This is a genomic window from Phaeodactylibacter xiamenensis, from assembly GCF_000759025.1.
Taxonomy (GTDB): domain Bacteria; phylum Bacteroidota; class Bacteroidia; order Chitinophagales; family Saprospiraceae; genus Phaeodactylibacter; species Phaeodactylibacter xiamenensis.
The window spans coordinates 326,750-338,179 of sequence record NZ_JPOS01000090.1; the positions used below are offsets into that span (position 1 = coordinate 326,750).

Genomic DNA, 11,430 nt, shown 5'->3' on the forward strand with positions numbered 1-11,430 from the left:
CAACAGCCTCTTTGCGCCCTTTGCGTGAAACATACCTCCACTTTTTACACCGGTAAATCCCTATCCGGGCAGGGACTTCCGGGAAAAACCAGTAAATTTCGGGTGAAGACGTAACATGCTTTCAAAAAACACGATCAATGAGTGAAAGCTACTCAGAAGACAATGCGCTGCTGGAGCAACTGCGCAGCGGTGACCAAAATGCCTGGCGGAACCTGTACGAAGAGGTCCGCTCCCCCTTCCGGCTGTACTTTATCCGGTACGGGACGGCACCGGAGGTCGCCACAAAGATGTTCCAGGAAGCCATGGTCATTCTCAACCGGAATATCCGGACCGGGAAGCTTCAGGCACCGCTAAAAAGCGCCCTTCGTACCTATATTATTGGGATCGGCCGGGTGCTGCTGATGCGCAAAGGGACAGACACGCAGCAATGGGAAGGAGAAATTCCGGAAATCCCCATCCTTCCCGAGGTGGAAGACCAACAGGAACGCAAGGCCAAAGCTCAGCTTGCCCGGCAATTGCTGGACCGCCTGGGCTCGCCCTGCCGCGAACTGCTGGAGCTGTTTTACCTCAAAAACTATGTCATGGAAGCCATTGCCAGGGAGCTGGATCTGCCGTCTCCCGGAGCTGCCAGACGCCGCAAACACGATTGCCTCCGCAAAATGCGAGAGCTGATGACTGCTTGATGCCACTTTAATTCATTGATCATGGACGCAGAAAATTGGACTACAGAACAGATTGAAGCTTACCTCCGTCAGGCGCTGCCTGCCCCGGAACAGGCGAAGCTCAAAGCCGACCTGGAGCAGGACGAACAGCTGCGTGCTGAAGTGGCTGCTTACCAACGGGTGCTGGAAGGGCTGGACGCCCTGCAGGAAGAAAACTTCCGGGCCCAACTGGACAACTGGTCGGCAGAAACGGCTGCCAATGACCAAACAGAACTTATTACCTGGTACCTGGAGGGGCAGCTGAAGCCTGAGGGACAACAAATGGTGGAGGCCCGAATGGCGGCAGACCCGGCTTTCCGGGAAGAGGTAATGGCTTATCAGCAGCTTATTGGCGGCATGGAGGCGGCGCAGGATGAGGATTTCCGCAACAAATTGGAGGATTGGGAGGCTGGAATGGCTCAGCAGGCAGATTCCGGGAACACACTGAAGGTCGTCAGCCGCCGGCCCGTGTGGCAGTATGCAGCGGCGGCGGTCGGAGCATTGCTCATCGCGCTCTCCACCTTCAGCCTTTACCTGAAGGTCAACTACAGCGGGCCCGCACTAAGCTGTGCTTACTATGAGTCGCCCATTTCCGAGCGCACGATGGGCGAAGAAAATGCCGAAAGCACACCCCTGCAAGAAAGAATGGACTTTGCGCACCGCCAACTGATTGGGAAGGAATACAACGCCGCATTTATGGCATTTGACAGTCTGATGCGGGAAATCCCCCGCTCTAACCTGGATGATTTTAACAAAACCCTGCTGCTGGAACAAGCGGGCTGGAACCGCCTCCTCGCTGCCACAGCTATGGACAACCCGCCCATTGATGTCATTGCGGAGGCATGGCGGATTCGTACAACACCCGGCCATGAGTACGCGGATAAAGCAGAACGATTGCTGGAGGATTTGGAGTCTACATGGTACAGGTGGGCGAATTAGTGGTTACAGCTGAAAACGCCAGTACACCACGCCCAGCAGCAGGCTACTAACCACCACACTCCACAACAGCAGGCGGGAGCCCCCACCGGAAGCAGGCAGCTTCCCCGGTTTGCCCACCGCATGAAAAGCCGCCCAGTAAACCGGGTGCGCCCCTAATTTACCACCGGAAGCCACCTGCTCCAACTTTGCTGAGCGCAGTGCTGCTGAGCGGGCCTGACCGGCACTCAGCCCGGCATAAAAGGTTTCCATCACATGGGAGCTTTCATCGTCGTTGATGGACCACAGAGAAGAGATCACACTGTTGGCACCAGCCGCCAGGAAACTCCGCGCCAGGTTGATAACGCCTTCCCCATCGTACCATTGGCCCACAAAGGTCTCGCACCCATTCAGCACGACCATTTCAGCCTGAAGGGGCAGCAGGTAAATGTCTTTCACAAAAAGGGAATCATAGCCGCCCTTCCCATCTGCAAAAACGATGAAGGAAAAATTGCCCGTTTCCGTATTGGCTTGTGCATGGGTGGAAAAGTGCAGCACACCGGCCTCTCCTGCCACAGCCTGCAATTTCGCCCGCGTCGCATCCGGCCCTAAGAATGCCCGCCCTCTGAACAAGCCGGCTACCGCTGCGGCCTGCGGCTGATTGTAGGCTAGTGCGCCGAACCCGCCCCGGCCGTCAAAATCCGGTGCGAAAGCCGCAAGCCCCTTTCCCTTCACCGCACGCTGCTGCACGGTACGCTGGAAAGTCGCAGCGTAAGCATAGCTGATTTCGTATCGGTTGATCAGGTAAGGCATCTCAGGGAAATTGCAATGCCCGGCCGGCTCGGTCAAAAGCGCATCAAAGGGCAAAAGCCCCAGCACCCCGCCCGGCACGATGATCAACTGCTCCGGCAGTTCCAACTGCGCTTCAAGCGGTGCTATCAATACCTCATACAATTCGTGGCCCACCTGCCGATATACTTCACAGAGCGCCTGCCGGTCAGCGCTGCCAAACTGGAATGCCTCAATCGCAGACCGCCAGGTGCTTACTTGCTCCGTCAGCGGATAAGAGACATCCAGAGGAATGACTTCCAACTGATCTTGGGTAACCACAAAAGCACAGCTCAGGCTGCTACCGGTGAAGTACTCCACCAGCGCCTGCCCTGATTGCAGCAAATCCTGCTGTATCTCCGCCAGGCTAGCCACCTCCAGGTCGTACTTGCGCTGGTAGTAATCCGGGTAATGCTGTTCCAGGCTATCGATCCAGGCGGCATAAGCCTGCCGGTGCCCGAATAACGCCGCTTCGGCTTCCTCCATTGAGCCAGCATTGACTTCCTCCAATTGCAGGCGGAACCACTTTTCTTCAACATCAGCCAGGGCTTGCTGAAGCGCCCGCTCTCTCTGCAGGACTGCAGCGGGCAGGTCAGCCTGTCTTTCGGCAGTGGCTTTTTGCATGGCTTCCCGCAACAGCAGGCTTTTACTTTGCTCGGCAAGCTCAAACGCTGCTTCCTTGTAGCCCGGCTGACGGGTCTGTGCCCAAAGTTCCAAAGCGGCACGGACACCAAGCTCCGTCCGCGCCCGGATGCCCTGCACACTCGACAGCTTGGCCGATTCGCCCTGATAGCGGCGGCGCAGCATTTGCTCGACTTCAAAAATCAGGTTGCAGGCTTGCAGCACAGGCTCCAGTTTCTCCTGCCCGCCCTCCTGTTCGTACCATGCCCACAGGCTATTGGCCCAGCCGGTCAGGGCTTCCGAAAAGGTATTTTCGGCATAGAGCAACTCCAGTGCAGGCAATTCCTGCCAGTGATGGAAACGGTAGCCGGGCAGCAGGGCTTCTATAGCCGATTGGTGGCACTTTGCGGCTGTCTGATAAGCCCCTTTTTGCCGCAGCATCTCGCCTTTGTCTACCAGCAGTTTCCCCAGGGAGCGTCGGTAGCTGACCTCGCCGGAGGTGCGCAGGATGGCTTCGCCTTCGGCAAAATCCTGCGCGGAGGCTGCCCATCGCTGGAGTGCTGCATTAATGCTGCCCCGGACATTCCAGAGGGAGCCCTCCCACTCGCGAAGGTAAGCAGGTGGCACCTGTTCCACTTTCGGCAAATGGGCAAACGCAGCGTCAATAGCGTGCAGTGCCGCTTCGTGCCGGCCCAACACCCCAAGCACTCTTGCCCGTGCGCTATGCAGGAGCACCAGGTCTTTGGCCGAAAGGTTTTCCAGATTCAGGGCTGCTTCAATATGCCCCAAGGCAGCATCCGGCTCCCCTGCCAATTCCTCCGCGATAGCCAGGTCATTCAGGACTTTGGCCTGAGCAGCAACACGGCCGGTATCTTTAAAAAAACGGTAAGCCGTACGAAGCAGCCCGATGGCCGTCTGAAAATCACCGAAGCGACTGTACAGGTTGGCTAAGGGCCGATAGATGTAGTTGACCGTGTAGTAGTCTTCTTCTTCAAAATGACGCTGGAAAAGCCGGCTGGCCGTTTCGTATTGCACGAGGGCGTTTTGATAATCGTCCTGATAGTGCAAATGTATATATCCCAGGTTGACATGCAGCCAGATTAAGGCATCCCACTCCTCAGGGGTATCCGGTGAGCGGCCGAAATCCTTTTTTAGCCCTTGTTGCATCACCTGTACCGACTGTTGCACAGCATCTGCCCAGTCACTTTGCCGCAGAGCCTTGCCTGCTTCCTTGTACAATTTCAGCCAGCCTTCCAGGTCGTCAGTAATTTGGAAAGCCGCTCCGGCATTCTCCAGCATTGCGAAAAAACAATCCCGGTCTTGCTCATCGATAGCGGCGATAGCCTGTGCCTGGTAAACTTGCCCAAGGGAATCCAGGCCAACGGATGCATGGGCCGATAGAAAAGGCAGTAGGGCGAAACAAAGCAGCAGCCCCTGAATCGTAGTTTTCATAAGGAGGAGGGTTGTGCGAAAAACTTAAGAAAATGGGTTACCCCAGCCAGTCATCGCTGTAGAACGCCAGTAAAATGGCGCCAATGACAACTACCAGAAGCAGCAAAAACAGCCACAGTGGCATACCCAGCACCGTGATACCTTCTGCCATTTTCACCTCACAAATAGTACAGCTAAGCGCCAGGTCATTGGCAGCGATACCTGCCTCGTCAATCAGGGTAACGGTGCCCCGCGGAGTGCACACTTCACTATTGTAGGTGTCGGGGGGCGCATTTTCATCCCTGAAGGCTATGCAAGCCTGTGTAGGAGGCAGCGTGCCAATATCGGTGCCCGAACGGGTATAGGCCAGAAAGGAAAAGTAGCCGGAACGTGCAGCCAGGCTTTTGTGCTCACTCGTGCCTGCAAGCCTTAGCTTGGGAAAAGTGACTGTCAGCGTATTGGCAGCAGTGTCTTTCTCAATATCAAAAGTTTCAATACCCGGCGCTACAGAAAACAGTTCCTGATCGGAAATGCTGGCCACATCCACAGCAGCAGGCAGCGGTATGCGCACTTTTACCGCACCGGTTGCCCCGGCTCCTTCATTCTCAAAGGCGACCTTGATCAGCAGTTTTTGCCCGGCAAGGCTCGTATCCGGGCAGGCGCACGCCCAAAGCTCAATGAGGTTCGGATCATAGGACCTGCGGACGCTCTGCATGGCGCTCGTGTAAGCTGCCGGCTGCAACTCCCCAAGTGTCAACGTACCCGATGGGTCTCCTAAAGTGGCAAGTGGTATGCCTTGCTCCAACAGGGCAGACAGGTTAAGTTTGCTTACCCCTTCCGCTTCTTCAGCACTCAGCTGAGGAAAGCTGAAGTTGCCGGGTTCCAGCAACAGCACTGCAGCGTAGCTGGCCGCACCGGAACCACCTTCCGGAATAGAGTCATAATGTACATTCCGGTTGAAGACAGGCAGGAAGAAGTGTTGCTCCTGACCGGGCTGAAGACCGGATACCCGAAAGACCTGAAGGGCCCGATAGGTATTCCCGGAACTGGTACCTGACAGGTCTACGGCATCATAAGCACCTAACCTGAGTGTATTAGGCAGGCCGGAAATTTCAGAACTTTGTTCAATAAAGGCATCGATTTCTGATTTTGAGAACTCCAGCTTCTCAATGACACCGACTCCTTTCTTTTTCAGGCGCCGGGCGGTTTCAACGGTGAGTTTGCTTTCGTGGAAAAGCAATAGATACCCATTATATGGCGCTGCTGCGGACACAACGCCGTTGCTGTCATTTTTCACAGAGACGGTCAGCACCGTTCGGCCATCGGGTGTTAGTGCCGGATGATCAGGGGTGATCGCGATAAGCGCCGTATCGGGAACCGCTTTGGTTTTGTCCGGGGTGGCCGCTGCAACCGTTGGCCCGGTCCCAGACACAATTTTTGGGGGCGGGTCACCATCTTCATCACTGTATATGGCTTTGGAGAAGACCACCGCTTCCGCCGTAGCGCCGCCAAGGATGGCGCCATCAAAGCCATGAGACTGCTGGAATACCGTATTAGCTTCATCAGCAGTGTAAAACTGGCCATCGTTAAAAATCAGGAAAAGCTGCCGGTATGGCTGGGGCACATCGGTCCCTTCGAGTGGGGACAGAGGGGCAAGATTGAGGGTAAGAACAGCTGGGGCGTCAGCGTCCTTTAGGTTACCGGTAATTTGGGCAATCGTTGTCCCTTCAAATAGGAATAGGAAAGAGCCTACCCAACCCAGGGTAAGGAGGAAAGATTTCAAGTTCATAGTTGCTCGTGGTTTTTAGGTGCCGGCAATTGCCGGGGTCTACATGTTCTGCAAGGAGCATTTTTGGTAAAGCTTTTTGGCTTACACCAAAGCCTCCTGCCTCTAAAATACAACTTTTTCAGGACCATCGGGCAGGCACACCGTTTGTCCCTCCGATATAACGACGGCCTTTGTCCCGATGGTTTTTCATTTGGTTTTTTAGTTGCTGTCAAAAAAAAGAACTGGGCAGTGGTTTAACCCCTACCCAGCCCGGAATAATAGCAACTATCTACTTATCTCCAATTAGGTTGTGCCCACCGTTGTGGACGCGCCCTTCTGAAAATAAAACACCCTAAATTCTTCAGCTGCCTGATTCGGCAGTTATATCTTGTTCATAGCTTTTTTCAGGTTCTCACCCGAACTCCGGAGAGCGGAGCCGACTGCCCCGGAGGACAATACGGCTTCACATTTGCTCTACGAAAATTTTCTCATAGTAAGTTTCTAACCTTAGTAGTGCCCGGTGTTTCAAATAACGTTGTTGACTAATTACATTTACAAATGTAGGGGGATTGATCCCGCCGCTCAAACCACCAACCCCACCCACTTTAAACTTCTAATCACTCAAAAAACGTTTATATTTGTACTCGAAGAGGCTTCCTTCCTCTTCAAGATACTGTTTTTCAATTCCTTACAGCTCAACAACACTCTAAATCAGATTAAATTCCTAAGCTCCTCAAAAAAACTTGAATTATTTTAAAAAAATGCACAAAAAGCCACTAAACGGTAGTTTAAACCCAATAAACGGTATAAAATAACTATTAACCGGCACCATGAAGCATCAAAATGACCTGTTCGACCTCATACAATCCATGTCGAAATCCGAAAAGCGCTATTTTTCACTGGATGCAAAGAAAAGCGGGCGCAGCAGTAGCCGCTACCTGGACCTTTTTAAGGCCATCAACCGGATGGAAGCCTATGAGGAAGAGAAGCTACAGCAAAAATTTGGCAACAGCCTGCCCACCGATAAGCACTACCTGTATAACGCGATCCTGAAAAGCATGCGGGACTATAACAGCTCCAAATCCAAAGCCGCCCGGATCAAGGAAATGCTGCTCGACGCTAAATACCTTTATAAAAGAGGGCTATACCACCAGAGCGAGGAGCGGCTGGGGCAAGCCAAAGCTTTGGCCAGGGACCTGGACGATCAGCTGGCGCTTCTGGAGATCAGCCGGGAGCAGCTGAATTATGTCTGGACAATGAAGCAGGGCGACTACGGTTCGCAAATTGAAGATCTGCTGGCAGACAAAGATGAGTACATACACCATATTAATGAGGAGCTTCGCTACCTTTCCCTGGCTTATAAGATACAGGTAGCCAAAGAGCAGCGTCAGGCGACCGACCGTAAGGCCAGCAGCGCTGCTTATGCGGAACAGCTGCAGGCACAATCTGCGCCCCTGCCTTCTACAGCGCATGCGCAACGCCGGTTTTTGCAAAGCCATGCTCTGCTTAATGACCTGATTGGCGATGTGGAACAAGCCAATACCTACTACGCTAAGATGGTGGAATGGTGGGATGAGTACCCACATATCAAAGACGAGGAATACAACCGCTATCTGGCCGATGCCTTCAACCTGCTGCATGCCTCCTACAGCCAGAAAAAGTATGATCAGTTTGAACAGTTGCTGACCAAAATACAGCAGGAGGAAGCGGGCAGCTACCACGATCAGGTGCTGGTTTTCAAACAACTGACCAACTACCAGCTGCTTTATCACATCAACCTCGGGATTGAAGAGGGGTACGAGCGCTTACTGCAACGGGTAGAAGAAGGCATCACCACTTACAAATTGAATCCGGTAAGCCAGCTGATTATCGCCTTCAACGTTACGGTACTTTTGCTCATCCTGGAGCAGCATCAGGAATGCCGGACATGGGCGGACAAAGTATTGCAACACTATAACCGGAAGGTGGAAAGCGAGCAGTTTCGCCTGGCCACCCTGCTCATCCGCCTCATGGCCACTTATGCTCTGGATGAAATTGACGAGTTTGATTCCGGACTGCGAGCCCTTCAGCGCAGCATACGGCAGCAGAAGACTGAAACGCCTACCCGCTTTTTCAGAGCCTGCGCTAAGTACTTAAGGAAACTGTACGATCAGCCTTCCGGTAGCCGGAGGAGCACTTTGGAGGAATTTTCCAGCCTGCTCGGGCAGTACAAAACGGATCCGCCTGAGCGTATCCCCCTCGGACTGGATGATCTGGTGCTGAACTGGCTGGAAAGCAGAATACAAAATCGCCCCCTCAAAATGGTACTTAGAACAAAAACAAAGACTCAGCACTAACGATCCGGTGAATCCGTATCTGCCAAAATCATGCTTTTAACGACGATCGAATTGCCTTTGCGCTGAATGTTGAGCACCCGGCCGTCCAACTCAAAAAATACCAGTTCCGGCTTATAGTCATATTCAGCATTATTGCTGCGGACCTCTACCTCTGTGGCGCCAATAAAAGACAGCACCCGCCGCCGCCGGTGGTAAGCCGCCGACCAAACTGTTTTTTCAGTTGAAAGCTTCACCTCCGTTTTGGACCGGCTGAAGCCAATCTGCCGGCCATCTTCCAGTTCGATGCGCTCTGGTGAAGCCGGGGCCTCAAAATCGGTAGCTACCGTGAGCTGCCCCTTGAGCACGCCAATGAGGATGCCCTTTTTATTGTCTAGAGAGAAAGGAATAGCCCGGTCATTATCGATCAGATAAAGGGTGTCCATCTCTGTAGAGAAGGTAATGTTGTTGATCATGGTGTAGACGTTTTGCTTGATGATCTTTAAGGTTCCCGGCCCGTTAGATGGTCCAAAAAGCAGCTGAGACAGCCAATTGAAAAAACGACGGAGGGGTTCCATAGTATGTAAAGTAAGTCTTTGCCAAAATTAACAAAAAAGCCCTTCGCGGGAAAGCAAAGGGCTGTAGAGTTCTATTGGTATTTTGCGTGTTATGAAGTTTTCTTCCGCTTACGGCGGGTTTTAAACATCTCCACGACTTCTTTCTCCTTGAGGAATCCAAGATCCTGGAAGGTTGTGGCTACAAACTTCTTGATATCCTGATAGTCCTTTCCGCGCTTGTCGGTGTATTTTTTCAGCAGCTTGCCCACGTATTCCAGGCTCAGCTCCTTGAGCTGCTGATTGAACTGCTGATTGGCGAAAATATTCATGTAGACCGGGTAGAGCTTGGAAATCTCAAACAGTTCCGGGTAGTCAGTTTCCTCCAGGTTGCTGATCAGGCGGTTAAAATAGCCGTAAATGGTCTGCCGCAGGCACTCATTGATGTTGCTTAGGCCCTGATATTGGGTATAGAATGCCTTCACGGCTTCTTGCGCTTCATCTGTAGTATAACCCTTGCTGTGTACTTCGTCGAGCAGGTCGTAATATTTGGACAGATCGTCTTTCACCTTGTGGTCCATCACTGAGGAAATGCGCTTGTCGGCATCGGGGTCGATAACCACTTCCTCTTTCAAATGCAGCTCCAGGAGGTATTCCAGGTATTGCTCCTGAAAATCATCCATGCTTTGGCGCACCTCATTGAAATGCTTCCGCAAGTGGTCGAGGTCATCGCCTTCCAGATTAAAGAAAGAAGCATAAAGCACCAGGACCTCCAGATACTCGCGGTGGCCCTTAAAGTCTTTATGCTCCACAAAACTGCGCAGGTGGGGTATGATGCTGCTGTTATCGTAATTGCCATCCACGCGGTAAAGCAGGAATCGCTTGAGCGGAGAGTAAAGCGTTTTCAGATCGGACAACGCCTGCGGGAATTCTGCAGACATAAAGTTCTCGCTCCGAAACTGCCGCTGATAGCGCTGATAACCTTTGACGCGCTCCTCCAGCACCCGGTAGCGGTCCAATTTCTGCCCCTGTAGGAAGTAACGGACCCGCTTGTTGTCCACTTCGTTGATCAGGTTGGTCACCCAGATATCGCTGCTCAGCGCAAAGCCCATTTGGATAGACTGCCCGATCCGCTTACGGAGCAGGTCAAAATTAGCAGAATTGCAAATAGCCATCAGGACTTCCTTAAAGTGCTCCTGCGTACGGGTGTACTTCATCAGCGCAACATCCACTTCTCCGCGCAAAACAGTGAAGCCAAGAATTTTCGGCAGGAAAAGCCCCTCAAACTCCGGTTGCAAAAGGAGGGTCTCGAGAGCGATCAGTTGCAGGGGATGTGCTCCCGCCACTTCATCGTAGACCATTGCGATGCGGGGCTCGAACATCTCTTTGAGCTGCATATACTGCTCTTCCTCTTCTTCTTCGAGATAGGCCTGCAGTTCATCGGACTCCTGAATCTCAGCGCCCAGGGCTTCCAGTTTGGTTTTATACGCTTCGGCTAACGCTTGCATGAATGTATATTTTAAAAACAAACCTGATAGTGCAAATTAATGCACTACCAGGTCAGATATTATAGAATTAAAGTATTGCCTTGGTTTTGAATTGCAAATATAACTTAATGTGGGATAAAGCGCAAAGCTTTCTTATGAATATTATCCACATCAGTTCGCAAAATGGCAAGAGGGTTTACCTATACCTGGCAAACCCTCTTGTTTCATCCTTGAGGAAAAAATTAAGACTAATCTTCTTTTTTCTCTTCTTCGGCAGGTTGCTCTTCAGAGGCTGTTTCTTCAGCAGCAGGAGTCTCTTCAGCAGCAGCTGCTGCTTCAGCAGTTTCAGCAGGAGCTTCTTCCTCTTCGGGCTCAGGGGCCGGAGGAGGAGGTGGAGGCGTACCAGATAGCTTAGCCAGTAAATCCGCACGCTCAGCAGCAGTTTGCTCAAAGCGCGCAGCAATTTTAGACTCCTTCGCGTCGATCCACTCCTGATATTTGGCTTCAGCCTGCTCCTCTGTGAGGGCACCTTTAGCAACTCCACGCATCAGGTGGCGCTTGTAGTACACGCCTTTGAAGCGCAGGATAGCACGTACGGTATCCGTAGGCTGTGCACCCTTTTGCAACCAATCAAAAGCTTTTTCCCGGTCGATCTCAATCGTCGCAGGCTTTGTCATCGGGTTGTAAGAACCCAGTCGTTCGATGAAGCGACCATCGCGCGGTGCGCGTCCGTCTGCGACAACGATGTGGTAGAAAGGACGCTTTCGGCGGCCCTTTCTTTGTAAACGCATCTTAACTGCCATTGGCTTGTTA

The 11,430-nt window shown here is 52.5% G+C and carries 8 protein-coding genes; 3 read left to right on the forward strand and 5 right to left on the reverse strand.

Features of this window, described 5'->3' with window-relative positions; translation table 11 throughout:
• Positions 1-137: 137 nt before the first annotated feature.
• Together IX84_RS27310 and IX84_RS27315 are read left to right on the forward strand one after the other, a co-directional pair.
• The gene (locus IX84_RS27310) at positions 138-683 is read left to right on the forward strand and encodes an RNA polymerase sigma factor (protein WP_044228702.1); all 546 of its coding nucleotides are present in this window, start codon (positions 138-140) and stop codon (positions 681-683) included.
• A 21-nt stretch (positions 684-704) separates the two neighbouring features.
• Positions 705-1,640 (forward strand): hypothetical protein, encoded by a 936-nt coding sequence (locus tag IX84_RS27315; protein ID WP_044228705.1) that lies wholly within the window; start codon positions 705-707, stop codon positions 1,638-1,640.
• A gap of 3 nt (positions 1,641-1,643) precedes the next feature.
• Here IX84_RS27315 and IX84_RS27320 read toward each other — a convergent pair whose 3' ends face one another.
• Positions 1,644-4,517, reverse strand: coding sequence for a CHAT domain-containing protein (locus tag IX84_RS27320; RefSeq protein ID WP_044228708.1), 2,874 nt, complete (start codon positions 4,515-4,517; stop codon positions 1,644-1,646).
• A gap of 37 nt (positions 4,518-4,554) precedes the next feature.
• Positions 4,555-6,285, reverse strand: a complete 1,731-nt coding sequence (locus tag IX84_RS27325) for a hypothetical protein (RefSeq protein ID WP_044228710.1) — start codon at positions 6,283-6,285, stop codon at positions 4,555-4,557.
• An 809-nt stretch (positions 6,286-7,094) separates the two neighbouring features.
• On the opposite strand from IX84_RS27325, the gene IX84_RS27335 reads away from it, so the two are divergent.
• Complete coding sequence (locus IX84_RS27335; protein WP_044228716.1) at positions 7,095-8,600, forward strand: hypothetical protein; 1,506 nt, start codon at positions 7,095-7,097, stop codon at positions 8,598-8,600.
• Here IX84_RS27335 and IX84_RS27340 read toward each other — a convergent pair.
• The 3 genes from IX84_RS27340 to rpsP form a co-directional block, all read right to left on the reverse strand.
• On the reverse strand, positions 8,597-9,052 hold the full coding sequence (locus IX84_RS27340; RefSeq protein ID WP_152605267.1) for a hypothetical protein: 456 nt from the start codon (positions 9,050-9,052) through the stop codon (positions 8,597-8,599). The genes IX84_RS27335 and IX84_RS27340 overlap by 4 nt on opposite strands.
• Positions 9,053-9,243: 191 nt before the next feature.
• Entirely contained in the window at positions 9,244-10,638 is a 1,395-nt protein-coding gene (locus IX84_RS27345) for a hypothetical protein (protein ID WP_044228722.1), read from the reverse strand.
• Positions 10,639-10,865: 227 nt separating this feature from the next.
• Positions 10,866-11,408: a 30S ribosomal protein S16 gene (gene rpsP, locus IX84_RS34445; RefSeq protein ID WP_316931700.1), complete on the reverse strand. Its 543-nt coding sequence runs from the start codon at positions 11,406-11,408 to the stop codon at positions 10,866-10,868.
• Positions 11,409-11,430 lie beyond the last annotated feature (22 nt).

Bases quoted from the DNA above. Each gene is read 5' to 3' on its own strand.
- IX84_RS27315 (WP_044228705.1), top strand. From the start codon at position 705: ATGGACGCAGAAAATTGGACTACAGAACAGATTGAAGCTTACCTCCGT.
- IX84_RS27310 (WP_044228702.1), top strand. From the start codon at position 138: ATGAGTGAAAGCTACTCAGAAGACAATGCGCTGCTGGAGCAACTGCGC.
- IX84_RS27325 (WP_044228710.1), bottom strand. From the start codon at position 6,285: ATGAACTTGAAATCTTTCCTCCTTACCCTGGGTTGGGTAGGCTCTTTC.
- IX84_RS27320 (WP_044228708.1), bottom strand. From the start codon at position 4,517: ATGAAAACTACGATTCAGGGGCTGCTGCTTTGTTTCGCCCTACTGCCT.
- rpsP (WP_316931700.1), bottom strand. From the start codon at position 11,408: ATGCGTTTACAAAGAAAGGGCCGCCGAAAGCGTCCTTTCTACCACATC.
- IX84_RS27340 (WP_152605267.1), bottom strand. From the start codon at position 9,052: ATGATCAACAACATTACCTTCTCTACAGAGATGGACACCCTTTATCTG.
- IX84_RS27335 (WP_044228716.1), top strand. From the start codon at position 7,095: ATGAAGCATCAAAATGACCTGTTCGACCTCATACAATCCATGTCGAAA.
- IX84_RS27345 (WP_044228722.1), bottom strand. From the start codon at position 10,638: ATGCAAGCGTTAGCCGAAGCGTATAAAACCAAACTGGAAGCCCTGGGC.